Genomic DNA, 15,844 nt, shown 5'->3' with positions numbered 1-15,844 from the left:
CGTACGCTGGCACGTCGTGGAGATGTCCGACCCCGCGTTCCGGCAGGCCTTGCAACGCTACGACGACGGTACGGCGGAACGCGCCGACCTGAAACTGCTCACCAAGGAACTGTTGCAACGCCTGGTCGCGAAAGCACCCGGCCACGCGGTCGAGGTACGCGTTCCGCCGTACGGCGCTGTGCAGTGCATCGAAGGCCCGCGACACACCCGCGGTACGCCGGGCGCGGTCATCGAGATGCCGCCGGACCTGTGGATCGACGTGGCGCTCGGCCGCATCAGCTGGCCCGACGCCCGGATGACCGGCAAACTCCGCGCCAGCGGCGAACGCACCGACCTGTCCGCCCTGCTGCCCCTCAGCTGAAATCAGGTTCGTCCGGCCGGTCGGACCTGTCACTATGACTCGGTGGCAGCAAGTCTGAGCGCGCGGCTGGCCCGGTTGCGCGTCGATCTGACTCCGTGGCGTGGTTCCCGCGACTTCCGCATCCTGCTGGTCGCCGGATCGGTGTTCTTCCTCGGCGGCATGGTCGGGTACGTCGCCCTGCCGTACCAGCTCTACCAACTCACCGGCTCGAACTTCGCGGTCGGCGCGATGGGCCTGGTGACGATCGTCCCGCTGGTCGTGTTCGGCCTGTACGGCGGTGCGCTCGCCGACCACGTCGAACGCCGCACGCTGCTCGTCTCCACCGGATTCGCGCAGGTCGTGATCTCCGCGCTGATGGTCGCCAACACGCTGCTCCCGAACCCGCAGGTCTGGCTGATCTACGTCTGCGGCGCGCTGAACGCGATCGCCACCTCGCTGCAGCGGCCTTCGCGGGAAGCGCTTCTTCCGCGGGTGGTGAAGCACGAGGAGATTCCGGCCGCGGTCGCGCTGAGCTCGCTGACCTCGCAGATCGGGCAGCTCGCCGGTCCGGCGCTGGGTGGTGTCCTGGTCGGATCGGTCGGCGTGACCTGGGCGTTCTCCGTCGAGCTGGCCGGCATCGTCTTCGCGACGCTGCTCTACGCCCGGCTCGGTTCGTACCGTGCCGGCGAGCAGTCCACGGCGCCGAGCCTGCGGGCGATCGGCGGCGGGATCGTCTACGCGTTCCGGCGCAAGGACCTGCTGGCGACGTACCTGGTCGACATGGTCGGGATGTTCCTGGCGATGCCGATCGTGCTGTTCCCGGCGTTCGCGACGGACATCCTGAAGGAACCCAAGCTGCTCGGCCTGCTGTACAGCGCGGAGGCGATCGGGGCGATGTGCGCCAGCCTGACCAGCGGCTGGGCGAAACACGTCCACCACCAGGGCAGGGCGGTGGTGCTGGCCACGATCGGCTGGGGCGCCGCGGTCGGGATCGCCGGCCTGGCGCCGAACATCTGGTTCGCGATCGCGTTCTTCGCGGTGGCCGGCGCTGCCGACATGGTGTCGGTGCTGTTCCGTTCGGTGATCTGGAACCAGACGATCCCCGACGAGATGCGCGGCCGGCTGGCCGGGATCGAGATGCTCGGCTACTCGCTCGGCCCGCTCGGCGGTCAGGCCCGCTCCGGGTTGGTCGCCGACCTCACCACGGTCCGGACCGCGATCGTCAGCGGCGGCGTGCTCTGCGTCGCCGGCGTGGTCGGCACGTCCGTCTGGTTGCGCGAGTTCTGGCGGTACGACGCCCGTACCGATGAACACGCGGTCCGCGAAAGGGAGCTCCGGTCCGCGGGTTAAGGTTCTGAGTCATCATGCGTATCCGCCGGGTAGTGACCGCCTCCGCGCTGACCGTCGTACTGCTCGCGGGCTGTGGCGGTCCCGCCGAGGAGACGGCGCCGAACATGCCGCCGCTGGTGTCGACCGGTACGCCGCCGAGCTCGGAGACTCCCTCTCCGACGCCTTCGGTGCCTCCGTCGGAGACGTCCAAGGTCGCGGACACGATGTGCGTGCGGATGGACCCCACCTTGGTGCAGACCACGCTCGCGGTGCCGGTCGCGAACATCCAGCCCAAGGCACCACCGCCCGAGTTCGACATCCCGACGTACGACGTGTGTCAGTTCGCGCTCAGCACCAGCCCTGACGGACCGGTGCTGAGGGTCGGGGTGTCGGTGCTTCCGGCCACGCCGGCGACGCTGGCGGCGACCCAGAAGGCGTACGCCGCGCATCCGCGTGAGCCGGCCAAGCCCGTCCAGATCGGTCGGGGCGGGTACGGCACAAGTACGTTCCTGGTGTTCCTGTCGGCCGGCAGGATGTACAAGCTCTCCGGGCCGCAGGCGACCCTCGCGAAGTACGTCGCACTCGGCCAGGAGGTCCTGCGGCAGGGTGCCGGGCTGCCGGACGCCGACCGGCTGATCACGCGCCCGGACTGTGACCGCGGTACGGCGGCGGCCGAGAAGGTGCTGGGTGCACCGGCGATGGCCCGGCGCGACGGTGAGACCCTCGTCGGTGACCTGGTCTGCGGCTGGGTGACGTCGACAAGCGTGCTCTCGACGTCGGCACGCCGCGAGCCGGACGCCAAGGCGCTGATGGCCCCGATCCGCAAGGCCGCCACCTCGCAGTCGATCCCGCTCGGCGACGAGGGGTACGTCGACACCGCCACCGGCCGGACGACGATCCGCGTCGGCGACGACAAGATCGTCGACCTGGTCCCGCTCCCGGCCCGCAAGATCAACCCGGACCTGATGACCCAGTTCGCCCTCGCGATCGCCCCGCGCTACACCCGCTGAGGCTTGAAAGCGCCGTACCGCTTCAGCTCGGTTCGAGCGGGGTCAGGTAGCCGACCAGGGCCTGGTTGAGTTCGGCGATCCACCGTTCGCGGTGGGTGGCGGGGGTGGTGACGATGGTGCCGAGCAGGGCGGCGAAGATCTGGGTCGCGACGGCCGCGGTGGTTTCGAGGCGGTCTGTCGGTAGTTCGGGGTAACGGACGGCCAGGACCTCGGCGACGCGGCCGGTGACAGCCTTCTGGAGCGCGCGGGTCGGCGCGGTCAGCTTGTCCGGCAGGTCGCCGCTGCCGAACAGGGCCTTGAACCCCGGGTTCTCCAGATTGACCTCGACCATCGGGCGGATCATCCGGTCGACCAGGTCGGGCAGCGGGAGTTGCGCCGTACCCGGGTCGAAGGCCTTCTGGTGCGCGGCGGCGAGCTCGCTGCGGTAGCGCTCCGCGAGCGCCTCGGCGAGGGCCTCCTTGTTCGCGAAGAACTGGTACAGCGTGCCCGGTGAGACGCCGGCCTGGCGGGCGATCGCGTTGGTGGTCGCCTTCGCATACCCGGCCTCGGCGAACACCACCGCGGCGGCGTCCAGCAGCTGCACCATCCGCCGCTGCCCGCGTGCCTGACGTCGCGGCTCCTCGGGCATGGGTCGACCCTTCGTTGACAAACACGAGTAAATGCTCGTATTTTTCTGTATGCGAGCAACTGCTCGTGTTTGGTCATCCTACCCCCGCTCACCCGGAGGTCCGCCATGCCCGAAACCACCCAGCCGGTCCTGGTCCCGCCTGTCCTGCCGGAAGGCTCAGGTCACCGGCGCGAAGCCGGTCTGCTCGCGCGCCTCGGGCGGCTGGTGGTCCGGCGCCGGCGCGCCGTCGCGGTACTTTCGCTCGCCTGCACGGTGCTCGTGCTCGCCGTTGCGGCCGGCGCGCTCAACGCCCTCTCGCTGTCCCGGATCGCCGATCCGGCCGCGGAGTCGGATCGCGCCCGCCGGGTGCTCGCCGACCAGTTCCACACCGGGCCGCCGAACCTCGCTTTCCTCGTGACGGCGAAGACGGGGACTGTCGACGATCCCGCCGTACGGGCCGCTGGTGTTGGACTGACCAATGAAATCGCGAAGCAGTCAGGGGTCGCCGAGGCAGCGTCGTACTGGTCGCGTGACGGCAGTTCGGCCTTGCGCAGCAAGGGTTCCCGGCAGGCGCTGATCCTCGTCCACGTGCCGGGCGAGGTGAACGAGGCGCGACAGCGGGTCGGTGAGCTCGCCGCGCAGTACGCCGGATCGCGTGACGGGATCACCGTGCAGTCGGGCGGCCAAGACGAGGTGTTCCGCGAGATCGGGGCCCAGGCCCGTGCGGACTTCCTGCGCGCCGAGCTGATCGTGATCCCGATGGTGCTCGGGCTGCTGATCCTCATCTACCGCAGGATTTCGCCGGCTCTCGTGACCCTGGGGGTCGGGGTCTTCGCGACCGGCGGTGCGCTGGCCGGCCTGCGGGTGATCGCAGCGTTCACCGAGGTCTCGACGTTCGCCGCCAACCTCGCACTGGTGATGGGACTGGCGCTCGGCGTCGACTACTGCCTGTTCGTGATCGCGAGGTTCCGCGAGGAGTTGGCGGCCGGCGCCGAGGTCGACGACGCCGTGGTGACCGCGGTGCGCACGGCCGGGCGGACTGTCTTGTTCAGTGGCCTGACGGTCGCGGTCTCACTCCTCGCGCTGCTGCTGTTCCCGCTGTCGTTCCTGCGGTCCTTCGGGTACGCCGGTGTGCTTGTTGTCCTGTCCGCGCTGATCGGTGCGCTCGTCATCCTCCCGGCGGCGCTGGCGCTCCTCGGCCGCCGAGCGGTCCGTCCCGCGGCAACAGGCTCCGGTTCGGGTCGCTGGGCAACACTCGCGATCGCGGTGATGCGCCGCCCGGCACTCATCGGCGGCGCCGTCCTCGCGCTGATCCTGTTGCTCGCGTCTCCCGCCTTGGGTCTGCGCCTCGGCCTGCCGGACGCCCGGATCCTCCCCGCGGACGCGAGCAGCCGGATCATGGCGGACCAGGTGCGCCAGAACTTCGGCCAGGAGGAGTCCGACGCGCTGTACGTCGTGATGCCCGAGACGACCGATCCGGCGCGACTGGCGCCGTACGCGAAGACCCTCGGGCAGCTGGACGGGGTGGCGCAGGTCGACACCTATGTCCGCAACGGCGGGGCGTACCTGACCGTCGTCCCGACCGAGGCGGTGCTGGAGGGAGACATCGGGCAGCTCGTCGAACAGGTCCGCGCGGCCGAGGCGCCGTACCCGGCGATGATCGGTGGTTCGCCGGCCGAGATGTCGGACTGGCGTGCGGCACTCACCGAACGGATCCCGCTGGTGCTCGGGTTGATCCTGCTGCTCAGCGTGCTCGTCCTGTACGTCGCGACCGGCAGCGTGCTGCTGCCGTTGAAGGCGACCGTGCTGAACCTGCTCAGTCTCGCGGTGATGTTCGGCGTCATGGTGTGGGTGTTCCAGCAGGGCAATCTGTCCGGGCCACTCGGCTTCACCGCGACCGGCGTACTGGAGGCGAGCATGCCGACCCTCATGTTCTGCATCGTGTACGGACTGTCGATGGATTACGAGGTGTTCATCGTGTCGCGGATCCGGGAGGAGTACCTGCGGACCGGGGATACCGAGCGGGCGGTGGCGACGGGGCTGCAGCGATCGGCCCCGTTGGTCACGACCGCGGCCGCCGTACTCGCGCTGTCGTTCGCGGTCTACGCGACCGGTGGGGTCGTGTACCTGAAGATGATCGGGGTCGGGATGGCCGTCGCGGTGCTCGTGGACGCGACGGCGATCCGGGGCGTGCTGCTGCCCGCGTTCATGAAGCTCGCCGGGCGCGCGAACTGGTGGAGCCCGATCAGCTGACCTTCGCGATCGTCGCGATGGCCTCGGTGATTTCGGTGGGGGTGCGGGCGGCGTAGCCGAGGACCAGGCCGGGGGCGTGCGGGAGTTGGCAGTGCCACGAAAGAGGGTGGGTTTTCACGCCTGCTTCGAGGGCGGCTGCGGCCAGTTCGGTGTCGTCTCCTTCTGCAAAGGTGATGGTGAGATGCAGGCCGGCGGCGGCGCCGTGAATGGTTGCGGTGGGCAAGTGGTTGCGGATGGCGCTGACCATCGCGTCGCGGCGGGTGCGGTGCCGACGGCGGAGGAAGCGGAGTTGGCGCTCGAGCTCGCCGGACTCCATCAGAGCGGCGAGGGTGAGCTGCGGGAGGCCCGCGTTGCCGAGGTCCGCCAGGCGCTTGCGGGCAATCAGTTCTTCCTTGTACTGCGGGGGTGCGAGCATCCAGCCGATCCGCAGCGCCGGGGCGAGCAGCTTGGACACGCTGCCGGCGTAGATGACCTGGTCGGGCAGCATCGAGCGGAGCGCCGGGACCGGCGGCCGGTCGTACCGGTGCTCGGCGTCGTAGTCGTCCTCGATCACCAATCCGCCGTCCGTTGCCCACTGGATCAGCTCGCGACGACGTTCGCCGTCCAGTACGACGCCGGTCGGGAAGTGGTGCGCCGGCGTCACCATCACCGCGCTCGCGCCGGAATCCCGCAGTACGTCGACCTGCAGCCCGCGATCGTCGACGGGGATCGGCGGCGTCCGCATACCCCAGTTCTGCAAGTGCTGACGGGAACCGAGCGAGCCGGGGTCCTCGACCGCGATCTCGTGGATGCCGTGCCGTTCGAGCATCTGGGACACGAGCCCGATCGCCTGGGCCACGCCGGCCACGATGATCAGGTCGTCCGGGTCCGCGGTGATCCCGCGGTACTGCGCCAGCCACGCGGCGACCGCGCGTCGCAACGTCGGCGTACCCGCCGGGTCGCCGTACCCGAAATCGGCCGACTCCAGATCCGCTAGCACTGCTCGCTCCGCGCGCAGCCAGGCGCTCCGCGGGAACGCGGCCAGATCGGGCACGCCGGGCGTCAGGTCGATCCGCGCCGGCAGATCCCGCAACCGGTCGAACACATCGTCGGCCACTGCCAAGCTCGGACGTCCGAAGAACCGTGGACCCTCGGACTTTCGGACGTCACCGATCATCGGGGCAGCGACGACGATGGTCCCGCGGCGGCCGTGCGTGGAGACGTGGCCGTCCTCGGTGAGGCGCTGGTACGACTCGGTGACCACGCCTCGGGAGAGGCCGAGGTCGGTGGCGAGGGTGCGGGTCGCGGGGAGGCGGGTGCCGACCGGGAGGTGGCCGGTGGAGATCGCCGTCCGCAGGCGATCGGTGAGCCAGTCCGCGAGACCGCCAGGTGGCGCATCGGCCGGGTCGAGTTGGAGGAAGTCCGCTCCGCCATTGGACCTGCCACTTATCGCCGGATTGGACCTGTTCACAGGACCATTGTGGCGCGACCTTGGAGGTATGGGAACCGACTACGTCCACGGCTACACCCCGGCGGAGACCCGCCGGCTGTCCGACCAGGCCGGCACGCTCGCCGACCTGCTGCACGGCGGCACCACCTACCCACCCGGCAGCCGCGTACTGGAGGCCGGCTGCGGAGTGGGAGCACAGACCGTTCAACTGGTCACGCGAAGCCCCGGCATCGACCTGGTCTCGATCGACATCTCCGAAGCATCCCTCGCCCAGGCCAAGGCTCAGGTCGCCGAACACGCACCGGACGCGACGGTCGACTGGCGGCACGCGGACCTCCACGACCTGGCCGGCGAGAAGTTCGACCACGTCTTCGTCTGCTTCGTCCTCGAGCACCTTCCCGACCCTGCGGCCGCGCTCACCCGGCTCCGGGGCCTCCTCAACCCCGGCGGCACGATCACCGTGATCGAAGGCGACCACGAGTCCGCCTTCTTCCACCCGCGCAGCGCGCACGCCCAAGCCGTCATCGACTGCCTCGTCGACCTGCAGGCTGCCGCGGGCGGTGACTCGCTGATCGGCCGGCGGCTCCAGCCGTTGCTCGAGCAGGCCGGGTACGACGACGTACGGGTCGGACCGCGCACCGTGTACGCCGACCAGAGCCTCCCGCAGCTCGTCGACGGCTTCACCCGCAAGACCTTCATCGCGATGGTCGAGTCCGTCCGCGACCGCGCGATCGCCGCCGGCCTGCGGACCGAGGCCGAGTGGGCCGCGGGCATCCGCGACCTCGAGAAGTCCGCCGGACACGGCGGCACCTTTCACTACACGTTCTTCAAAGGAGTGGGCAGGACATGATCGCCTTCCTCGTCCTGATCGGATTGATCTGCTGGGCCCTCAACCACAACCGGCGCCGGCAGATCCGGCCCACGATCGGCGGCTGCACCGACCGCGATCTGCAACGATTGGTCGCCGATCTCAGGGCAAATTCATGAACGGCTGGTAAACAATGGGGTATGGCCCCGACTGAGCAGCTCGAGATCGAGACGAAGTACGACGTCGACACGAGCGTGATCCTGCCGGCGCTGCACGAGCTGCCCGGGGTCGCGAGCGTCGCGCAACCGGTCGAACTCGAGCTGGAGGCGGTGTACTACGACACCGCCGCCCTCGACCTGGCCGCTCACAAGGTGACGCTTCGCCGACGGACCGGTGGTGAGGACGACGGGTGGCACGTGAAGTTCCCGGGGTCGTCCGGTGGACGGCTCGAGGTTCGGCACCCGCTCGGCCGGTCGGTGCGCAACGTGCCGATCGCGGTCGTCCGTACGGTCCGCGTGCATGTCCGCGACCAACAGTTGGTGCCGGTCGTGACGCTGCACACCCGACGGATCGTCCATCGGTTGCTGGACGCGGACGGCGGTGTCCTCGCGGAGCTCGCCGACGACCACGTGACCGCGACGGTCGCGGGCGGTGAGCCCGAGAGCTGGCGGGAGTGGGAGGTCGAGCTGGTCGACGGCGACGGCCTGCTGCTCGAGGACGCGGGTGAGTTGCTGACGGCCGCGGGCGCTCGTCCGGCGAGCGGTCCGAGCAAGCTCGCACGGGCGCTCGGCGATCGCGTTCCGGCGTACGACGAGTGGACCTTGCCGAAGAAGCCGCGGACGTCGGACCTGTTCCGCGCGTACGCCGGCGCGCAGGTGCAGGCGATCCGCGAACGGGACCCTGAGGTACGGCGGGACGTCCCGGACTCGATCCACAAGTTCCGGGTCGCGACGCGGCGGCTGCGGTCGGCGCTGGCGACGTACCGTCCGGTGATCGATCGTGCGGTCGGCGACCCGTTGCGGGACGAGTTGAAGTGGCTGGCCGGTGAGCTCGGGGTTGCTCGGGACGCGGAGGTGCAGCGCGAGCACTTCGCGGCCGAGGTCGCGGAACAGCCGGTCGAGCTGGTGATGGGACGCGTCGCGGGGCGGATCGACGACCATCTGCGGCGGGTCTACAAGGACGGCCGCGCCGGGGCGCTGGCCGCGCTGGAGAGTCCGCGGTACTTCCGGCTGCTCGACGCGCTCGACGAACTGCTCGCGAAGCCGCCCGTGACGGGGGACGACCGGAAGGCGAGCAAGCAGATCGGCGAACTCCTCGACCACGACTACCGGCGGATGCGCAAGGCGGTACGCCGTTCGCAGCGGGCCGAGACCGTGGCGGAGCAGGACCACGAGCTGCACGAAGTACGCAAGTCGTCGAAGCGCCTGCGGTACGCCGCGGAATCCGCCGTACCCGTCCTGTCCGACGAAGCCGCCGACCTGGCCGCCCGCGCCGAGCAGGTCCAGGAGATCCTCGGCGAACACCAGGACTCGGTCGTCTCCCGCGAACTCCTCCACCACCTCGCCCTCGAGGTCTACGCCGAAGGCGGCAACCCCTTCACCTACGGCCGCCTCCACGCCACGGAGGAAGCCCGAGGCAACACCTCCCGCGAAGCCTTCTACGAACTCTGGCCCACCCTCAAATTCCACTGAGCCTTTCCGGAAGTTTTCTGCCGCCCGGTGACGGTTTTGTTCCGGAAAGACGTGCGAGACGGACCCGGTGCAGGGGCCGGGTCCGTCTCGGGGGGGCGGGGTGGGGCTGCCAGGCAGGACCGCGTCGAATCAGCAGGGCCTGCCTGACAGGTCTTCTAGTGCGGGACCGCCTTCTCGGCGCCGGCGCCGGTCAGTGAGCGGACCTCCATCTCGGCGAAGCGGTCGACGTCGACCGGCTCCTTGCTGGTGATCGTGCCGAGCCAGCCGAGCAGGAACGCCAGCGGGATCGAGACGATGCCGGGGTTGTCCAGCGGGAACCAGTGGAAGTCGATGCTGGTGTCGGTGATCATCGACAAGCTCGCGCCGGTCTTCTTGTCCACCTTGCCGGAGACGACCGGGCTGAAGATGATCAGGATGATCGTCGAGCTCAGACCGCCGTAGATGCTCCACAGTGCGCCGCGGGTGTTGAAGCGCCGCCAGAACAGGGAGTACAGGATCGTCGGCAGGTTCGCACTCGCCGCGACCGCGAACGCCAGGGCCACCAGGAACGCGATGTTCTGCCCGTTCGCGAAGATGCCGCCGACGATCGCGACGATGCCGATCACGACCGCGGTGTACCGCGCAACCCGGACCTCGCCGTCGCCGCTGATCTGGCCCTTCTTGATGATCTGGCCGTAGATGTCGTGCGCGAACGAGGTACTCGCGGTGATCGTCAGACCGGCCACCACGGCCAGGATCGTCGCGAACGCGACCGCCGAGATCACCCCGAGGAGCACCTCACCACCGAGCTCGAAGGCGAGCAGCGGCGCGGCCGAGTTCGCCTTGCCGGGTGCGGCCTTGATGCGGTCCGGTCCGACGATCGCGGCAGCGCCGTACCCGAGGACCAGCGTGAACAGGTAGAAGATGCCGATGATCCAGATCGCCCAGCTGACGCTGCGCCGCGCCTCCTTGGAGTCCGGCACCGTGTAGAACCGCATCAGCACGTGCGGCAGGCCGGCGGTGCCGAGCACCAGGGCGAGCGCGAGCGAGATGAAGTCCAGCTTGGTGACACCGGTGAGGCCGTACTGGAGACCCGGGCTGAGCAGCTTCTCGCCGGCCGCCGGGCTCTTGTCGACGGCCGCACCGAGCAGGCTGGACAGGTTGAAGGAGTACTTCGCCAGCACCCAAATCGTCATGATTCCGGCGCCGATGACCAGCAGCACGGCCTTGACGATCTGCACCCAGGTGGTGCCCTTCATGCCGCCGACCAGGACGTAGGTGATCATCAGGATGCCGACCACGGCGATCACGATGCTCTGCCCGGCCCGGTTGCTCACCCCGAGCAGCAGGGCCACCAGACCCCCGGCGCCTGCCATCTGCGCCAGCAGGTAGAAGAAGCAGACGCCGAGGGTCGAGATCGCGGCCGCCATCCGGACCGGCCGCTGCTTGAGCCGGAACGACAGTACGTCGGCCATCGTGAACCGGCCGGTGTTCCGGAGCAGCTCGGCGACCAGCAGCAGCGCGACCAGCCAGGCCACCAGGAAGCCGATGGAGTACAGGAAGCCGTCGTACCCGTTCAGCGCGATCGCGCCGGCGATGCCGAGGAACGACGCGGCGGACAGGTAGTCGCCGGCGATCGCGATGCCGTTCTGCGGGCCGGTGAACGACCGGCCGCCGGCGTAGAAGTCGGCCGCGGTCTTGTTGTTCCGCGACGCCCGGAACACGATCCCCAGCGTGGCCAGCACGAACAGCGCGAAGATCACGATGTTGACGGTCGGGTTACCGATATCCGTTGCCATTGGCAACATGAGCGGGGCGGTCACTGCGGTGCTCCCTCGATCTGGTGGCGCAGCTTCTCGGCGTCAGGGTCGATCCGGCGGTCCGCCCAGCGGACGTAGATCATCGTGATCGCGAACGTCGACACGAACTGCCCGAGGCCGAACAACAGGGCCACGGTGATGTTGCCGCCGACCTTGTGCGACATGAAGTCGTGCGCGTAGGCGGCGAGCAGGACGTAGACGAAGTACCAGACCAGGAACAGCGCGGTCATCGGGAACACGAAGCGCCGGAACCGGCGACGCAGCTCGGAGAAGTCCGGTGACAACTGGACATCCCGGTACGTCGTCAGGTCGCGATCACCTATATCACTCATCGCGAGGACCTCCAAAGAGGGATCGTGCCGGGCGGATTTGAAGCCGGCGAGGTTGCTGCGTCGTACTGTGGCCCGCGTCACGGCCCTCCCGACAGCACCGGCGCGCACCGGTCGCTCAGCGGACCACACCAGTCGCTCGGTGGATCACTCAACTGCGGTGAGCGGTAGGAATCACGCGACGAACGGCGGACGCCCAGCACTCACCAACCGTCGGCCCGCGGCGCCCGCTAGGCGTGACGCGCGGGTCGCGCGGCGCTCGTCGAGCGGTTGGTGAGTGGCGCAGGTCCTCGATCCACGTCGACCGCTTCGGGGGTGTGGAGCCGCACCATGCTGCGGGCCGTGCCGGCCGGGATGCGGTCCGGGGTGAGCTTCGAGACCACGATGACGGTGAGGAACGCGAGCGGCATCGTCCACGCGGCCGGCTGACCGACGAGCGCCCGCGGCCAGCCGCCCTGCGGCGCGCCGGACACGTTCACGAGCGCCGCCGCGCTGGCCGCGATCCCGCCGACGACCAGGCCGGCCGCGGCGCCGGTCGTCGACATCCGCCGCCACCAGATCCCCAGCACCAGCAGCGGACAGAACGTCGAAGCGGCCAGCGCGAACGCGAGTCCCACGGTGTCCGCGAGGCTCAGCGCCCCGGTCACCGTGAACGCCAGGTACGGCACGATCATCGCGATCAGCGCCGCGATCCGGAAGCTGTTCACCGCGACGTAGTCACCACCGGTCCACCGGTGCAACCGGCTCCGCAACAGGTCCTGGTCGATCACCCCCGCGATGGCGACGGTCAGCCCCGACGACGTCGACAGGAACGCCGCGAACGCCCCCGCCGCGACCAGTGCGCCGAGCAGATCCCCTGCAGTACCAGGGAAAACTCGCCCGGGCAGCTCGAGTACGACGGTGTCCCCGCCCGTGCCCACCAGGTCGGGCGCGAACGTCCGCCCGAGTACGGCGTACATCGGTGGGAAGAGGTAGAACAACCCGAGCAGTGCCAGTACGACGACGGTGGTACGCCGGGCCGCGCGGCCGTCGGGGTTCGTGTAGAAGCGGACCAGGACGTGCGGGAGCCCCATCGTCCCGAAACAAAGGGCCAGGAGCAACGAATAGGTCGCGTACAACGGGTGGTCGCGCCCGCCGGCACGGGACAGCGGCTCGGCCCATTCGGCGGCTGCCCCGTGCAACGAGTCGAGGACGCCGACGGGCTGGTGCCAGACGAGCAGGATGACGAAGATCGGCGTCGCGAGTGCGGTCAGCTTGAGCCAGTACTGGAAGGCCTGCACGAACGTGATGGATCGCATCCCGCCCGCGGCCACGTTGATCACCACGATCACCGCGACGATCATCGCGCCCACCTGCGGCGGCGCGCCGGTGACGGTCTGGACGGCGAGGCCGGCGCCATGCAGTTGCGGCAGGAGGTAGAGCGTCCCGATACCGACCACGAGCCCGGCGCAGATCCGACGTACGACGGGGGACTCGAAGCGGGTCTCGGCGAAGTCGGGCAGCGTGTACGCACCGGACCGGCGCAGCGGAGCGGCGACCAGGACCAGCAGCATCAGGTAGCCGACGGTGTAGCCGACCGAGAACCACAGCATGTCGGCGCCGTTCACCAGCACCAGCCCGGCGACGCCGAGGAACGACGCTGCGGACAGGTACTCGCCGCTGATCGCCGAGGCGTTCCAGCGCGGGCTGACCGCGCGGCTGGCGACGTAGAAGTCACTGGTGGTCCGCGAGATCCGCAGGCCGAACAGGCCGATCCCGATCGTTGCCACGACCACCAAGCCGATCGCGGTCAGGCTGATCGCCGGCGACACGCTACTGCCGCCCCACGAACTCGGTGAACTCTGTCTCGATCCGCTCCGCGTTCCGGACGTAGATGCGGGCGGCGACGTACACGACTGGGTACACCAGGATGCCGAGGATCACCCAGGGCAGCGGCAGGCCCAGCACGGACAGCGTGCGGGTCGGAGGGACCAGCCAGAACAGCATCGGGATGCTGCCGAGCACGAGCACCACGCTGCCGATGACGGCCAGCGTGAGCCGCAGTTGGGACTGGATCAGCGACTGCATGTAGACCTGGCCGAGACGGGTCTGCTCATCGATCTCACGCGTACCGGTGGGCATGATCGGACGCCGGGCCGCACTGGTCCGAGGACTGGTGACGCGGACCCTGCGCGGTCCTTCCGGCGTACTCATGTCATCTCAGCGACGTCGAACGGACCAGGAGGTCGCGGAGCTCCCGCGTGTGCCGGCGACTGACCGGGAGCCAGTCTTCACCGACCCGGACCGCGCAGCGGCCGCCGTCGACCCGCATCTCGTCCACGTGCTGCAGAGCGACCAGAGTGCTGCGGTGGATCCGCGTGAAGCCTGCGTCCCGCCAGCGTTCTTCCAACGTGCTGAGCGGGATGCGGACCAGATGCGAGTTCTGGCCGGTGTGCAGGCGGGCGTAGTCGCCCTGGGCCTCGACGTACCGGACCGTGGAGCGCTGGACGAACCTGGTGACACCGGCGAGCTCCACCGCGATCACCTCGTCGTCGGTCTCCTCCGGTGACGGCAGCGCGGGCGGTGCGCCGTGGGAAATCACGCGCTGGATCGCTTGGGACAGGCGTTCGGGCCGGACCGGTTTCATCACGTAGTCGGTGGCCTCCAGCTCGAACGCCGCCACCGCGTGCTCGTCGTACGCCGTGACGAAGACGATCTGCGGGCGGCTGGCGAACTTGGACAGCACCTTGGCCAGGTCGATGCCGTCCAGCCCGGGCATCTTGATGTCGCAGAACACCACGTCCAGGTCGCTGGCCTGCAGGATCTTCAGCGCGTCCGGCCCGTTGGAGGCCGTGCGGATCTCGCCGATCCGGGGGTCCTGGTTCAGCAGGTACACCAGTTCGGCCAGGGCAGGCTCCTCGTCGTCCGCAACCAGCGCGCGCAAGGGAGAGTCGGCCATAAGGCGAACACTAAACCCTCAGGTGCCGGCCTGCCTCGGCGCTGGCGGCGCCCAGGCACGCACCTCGCGGCACTTGAGGGCCATCCACGATGCTCCGCATCGAGGACGCCCCTCAAGCACCCCGATGCACGCACCTGGACACCGCCATCGCTCGAGCCAGACCGGCACCTGAGGGTTACGGCGACGCATGCACTCCTGAGGAGTATTTGGGGATCCGGAACGTCACCTTGGTTCCGGCGTCCACGGCGGTCTCCACGACCAGGCCGTACGTGTCGCCGTACACCTGCCGCAGCCGGGCGTCGACGTTGCCGAGGCCAACCGAGTCGCTGCCGGACTCGCCGGACAGGGCCGCCCGGATCACCTCCGGGTCGCTGCCGGCGCCGTCGTCCTCGACGCTGATCTCCGCCTCGTTGATCTGGTCGCGCGCGCGGATCGTGATGTTGCCGACGCCCGTCGTACCTTCCAGGCCGTGGCGTACGGCGTTCTCCACCAGGGGCTGGACGACCAGAAACGGGATGACCACCGGCAGCACCTCAGGAGCGATCTGCAGCGACACCTTGAGCCTGTCGCCGAAGCGGGCCTGCTCCAGCACCAGGTAGCGCTCCACGTTGCGTAGCTCGTCCGCCAGCGTGGTGAACTCGCCGCCACGCCGCAGGGCGTAGCGGGAGAAGTCCGCGAACTCCAGGAGCAGCTCACGCGCCCGCTCCGGGTCAGTGCGCACGAAGGACGCGATGGCCGCCAGAGCGTTGTAAATGAAGTGCGGGCTGATCTGGGCGCGTAGTGCGCGCAGCTCCGCCTCCATGGCACGCGTGCGCTCCTTGTTGAGCTCTGCGAGCTCTACCTGACCAGAGACCCACCTGGCGACCTCCTCGGTCGCTCTGACGAGTGCTGCGGAGGTGTTGTTGCTGTACGCGACCAGTACGGCGACCACGCGCTCCTCGGTGACGATCGGCGCGACGACCGCGGTACGGATCGGGCATTGCGGGTCGCCGCACGCCACATCATGCGCGCCGAGTACCGCCGTACGGCCGGAGCGGAGTGTCGTTGCAGCGAGGTCCTTGGCGTCGCGGCGGTGGTTGCTCTCGTACGGTCCGCCTACGCCGTCCCACGCCAGTACGCCGGAGGAGTCGCAGATCGCGATGGCCGCCGTACCCAGGAGGTCTCTCAGGTGGCGGCTGGCCTTGCCGGCTGCAGCGGGTGTCAGGCCCTCGCGCAGGTGGGGACTGGCCAACGAGGCGGTATGCAGGGTCGCATACGTCGCCTTGTCGGCCGGAGTCCCGAAATGCTTCCGCCGCCGCGCGAACACCCCCT

Annotated in this window: 15 protein-coding genes; 7 read left to right on the top strand and 8 right to left on the bottom strand. The window is 69.3% G+C overall.

Annotated elements, in window-relative coordinates; genetic code table 11:
- The first annotated feature begins 22 nt into the window (after window positions 1-22).
- The 3 genes from E0H45_RS35730 to E0H45_RS35720 are packed head-to-tail and all read left to right on the top strand — an operon-like array spanning window position 23 to window position 2,679.
- Window positions 23-361, top strand: a complete 339-nt coding sequence (locus E0H45_RS35730; protein ID WP_131346060.1) for a sterol carrier family protein — start codon at window positions 23-25, stop codon at window positions 359-361.
- 42 nt (window positions 362-403) lie between these two features.
- Window positions 404-1,690 carry an MFS transporter gene (locus E0H45_RS35725; protein ID WP_131345737.1) on the top strand — a complete coding sequence of 429 codons (1,287 nt, stop codon included), beginning with the start codon at window positions 404-406 and terminating at the stop codon, window positions 1,688-1,690.
- Window positions 1,691-1,704: 14 nt separating this feature from the next.
- The gene (locus tag E0H45_RS35720; RefSeq protein ID WP_238155538.1) at window positions 1,705-2,679 is read left to right on the top strand and encodes a hypothetical protein; all 975 of its coding nucleotides are present in this window, start codon (window positions 1,705-1,707) and stop codon (window positions 2,677-2,679) included.
- 22 nt (window positions 2,680-2,701) lie between these two features.
- Here the strand turns inward: E0H45_RS35720 and E0H45_RS35715 are convergent, their stop codons facing one another.
- Window positions 2,702-3,307, bottom strand: a complete 606-nt coding sequence (locus tag E0H45_RS35715; protein ID WP_202872662.1) for a TetR/AcrR family transcriptional regulator — start codon at window positions 3,305-3,307, stop codon at window positions 2,702-2,704.
- Window positions 3,308-3,412: 105 nt separating this feature from the next.
- Between E0H45_RS35715 and E0H45_RS35710 the strand changes: the two genes are divergently transcribed.
- On the top strand, window positions 3,413-5,539 hold the full coding sequence (locus E0H45_RS35710) for an MMPL family transporter (protein ID WP_131345734.1): 2,127 nt from the start codon (window positions 3,413-3,415) through the stop codon (window positions 5,537-5,539).
- On the opposite strand, the gene pdxR is transcribed toward E0H45_RS35710, so the two are convergent.
- Window positions 5,532-6,989, bottom strand: a complete 1,458-nt coding sequence (pdxR, locus tag E0H45_RS35705) for a MocR-like pyridoxine biosynthesis transcription factor PdxR (RefSeq protein WP_131345731.1) — start codon at window positions 6,987-6,989, stop codon at window positions 5,532-5,534. The two genes, E0H45_RS35710 and pdxR, sit on opposite strands and share 8 nt — an antisense overlap.
- Window positions 6,990-7,017: 28 nt before the next feature.
- On the opposite strand from pdxR, the gene E0H45_RS35700 reads away from it, so the two are divergent.
- From E0H45_RS35700 to E0H45_RS35695, 3 genes are read left to right on the top strand one after another with little or no spacing between them, the layout of a single operon-like run.
- Window positions 7,018-7,818 carry a methyltransferase gene (locus E0H45_RS35700; protein WP_131345728.1) on the top strand — a complete coding sequence of 267 codons (801 nt, stop codon included), beginning with the start codon at window positions 7,018-7,020 and terminating at the stop codon, window positions 7,816-7,818.
- Window positions 7,815-7,955, top strand: coding sequence for a hypothetical protein (locus tag E0H45_RS42660; RefSeq protein ID WP_165546705.1), 141 nt, complete (start codon window positions 7,815-7,817; stop codon window positions 7,953-7,955). The genes E0H45_RS35700 and E0H45_RS42660 overlap by 4 nt, the downstream gene beginning before the upstream one ends.
- Before the next feature lie 21 nt (window positions 7,956-7,976).
- Window positions 7,977-9,467 (top strand): CYTH and CHAD domain-containing protein, encoded by a 1,491-nt coding sequence (locus E0H45_RS35695; protein ID WP_131345725.1) that lies wholly within the window; start codon window positions 7,977-7,979, stop codon window positions 9,465-9,467.
- A gap of 155 nt (window positions 9,468-9,622) precedes the next feature.
- Here the strand turns inward: E0H45_RS35695 and E0H45_RS35690 are convergent, their stop codons facing one another.
- The 6 genes from E0H45_RS35690 to E0H45_RS35665 all read right to left on the bottom strand — a co-directional run bounded on the left by E0H45_RS35690 (window position 9,623) and on the right by E0H45_RS35665 (window position 15,839).
- The gene (locus E0H45_RS35690; RefSeq protein WP_131346051.1) at window positions 9,623-11,254 is read right to left on the bottom strand and encodes a solute symporter family protein; all 1,632 of its coding nucleotides are present in this window, start codon (window positions 11,252-11,254) and stop codon (window positions 9,623-9,625) included.
- Between the two features lie 11 nt (window positions 11,255-11,265).
- Complete coding sequence (locus E0H45_RS35685) at window positions 11,266-11,598, bottom strand: DUF485 domain-containing protein (protein ID WP_131345722.1); 333 nt, start codon at window positions 11,596-11,598, stop codon at window positions 11,266-11,268.
- Between the two features lie 227 nt (window positions 11,599-11,825).
- The gene (locus E0H45_RS35680; protein ID WP_131345719.1) at window positions 11,826-13,406 is read right to left on the bottom strand and encodes a sodium/solute symporter; all 1,581 of its coding nucleotides are present in this window, start codon (window positions 13,404-13,406) and stop codon (window positions 11,826-11,828) included.
- 1 nt (window position 13,407) lies between these two features.
- On the bottom strand, window positions 13,408-13,788 hold the full coding sequence (locus E0H45_RS35675; protein ID WP_131345716.1) for a hypothetical protein: 381 nt from the start codon (window positions 13,786-13,788) through the stop codon (window positions 13,408-13,410).
- Between the two features lies 1 nt (window position 13,789).
- The gene (locus E0H45_RS35670) at window positions 13,790-14,533 is read right to left on the bottom strand and encodes a LytR/AlgR family response regulator transcription factor (RefSeq protein ID WP_131345713.1); all 744 of its coding nucleotides are present in this window, start codon (window positions 14,531-14,533) and stop codon (window positions 13,790-13,792) included.
- A gap of 175 nt (window positions 14,534-14,708) precedes the next feature.
- Window positions 14,709-15,839, bottom strand: coding sequence for a histidine kinase (locus E0H45_RS35665; RefSeq protein ID WP_131345710.1), 1,131 nt, complete (start codon window positions 15,837-15,839; stop codon window positions 14,709-14,711).
- Window positions 15,840-15,844 lie beyond the last annotated feature (5 nt).

The organism is Kribbella soli, from assembly GCF_004331345.1.
GTDB lineage: Bacteria > Actinomycetota > Actinomycetes > Propionibacteriales > Kribbellaceae > Kribbella > Kribbella soli.
Note: the sequence above shows the minus strand (reverse complement) of the source record. Positions and strands in the feature narration are given on the sequence as shown.

Bases quoted from the DNA above. Each gene is read 5' to 3' on its own strand.
- E0H45_RS35710 (WP_131345734.1), top strand. From the start codon at position 3,413: ATGCCCGAAACCACCCAGCCGGTCCTGGTCCCGCCTGTCCTGCCGGAA.
- E0H45_RS35730 (WP_131346060.1), top strand. From the start codon at position 23: ATGTCCGACCCCGCGTTCCGGCAGGCCTTGCAACGCTACGACGACGGT.
- E0H45_RS35675 (WP_131345716.1), bottom strand. From the start codon at position 13,788: ATGAGTACGCCGGAAGGACCGCGCAGGGTCCGCGTCACCAGTCCTCGG.
- E0H45_RS35715 (WP_202872662.1), bottom strand. From the start codon at position 3,307: ATGCCCGAGGAGCCGCGACGTCAGGCACGCGGGCAGCGGCGGATGGTG.
- E0H45_RS35685 (WP_131345722.1), bottom strand. From the start codon at position 11,598: ATGAGTGATATAGGTGATCGCGACCTGACGACGTACCGGGATGTCCAG.
- E0H45_RS35690 (WP_131346051.1), bottom strand. From the start codon at position 11,254: ATGTTGCCAATGGCAACGGATATCGGTAACCCGACCGTCAACATCGTG.
- E0H45_RS35720 (WP_238155538.1), top strand. From the start codon at position 1,705: ATGCGTATCCGCCGGGTAGTGACCGCCTCCGCGCTGACCGTCGTACTG.
- E0H45_RS35695 (WP_131345725.1), top strand. From the start codon at position 7,977: ATGGCCCCGACTGAGCAGCTCGAGATCGAGACGAAGTACGACGTCGAC.
- E0H45_RS42660 (WP_165546705.1), top strand. From the start codon at position 7,815: ATGATCGCCTTCCTCGTCCTGATCGGATTGATCTGCTGGGCCCTCAAC.
- E0H45_RS35700 (WP_131345728.1), top strand. From the start codon at position 7,018: ATGGGAACCGACTACGTCCACGGCTACACCCCGGCGGAGACCCGCCGG.
- E0H45_RS35670 (WP_131345713.1), bottom strand. From the start codon at position 14,533: ATGGCCGACTCTCCCTTGCGCGCGCTGGTTGCGGACGACGAGGAGCCT.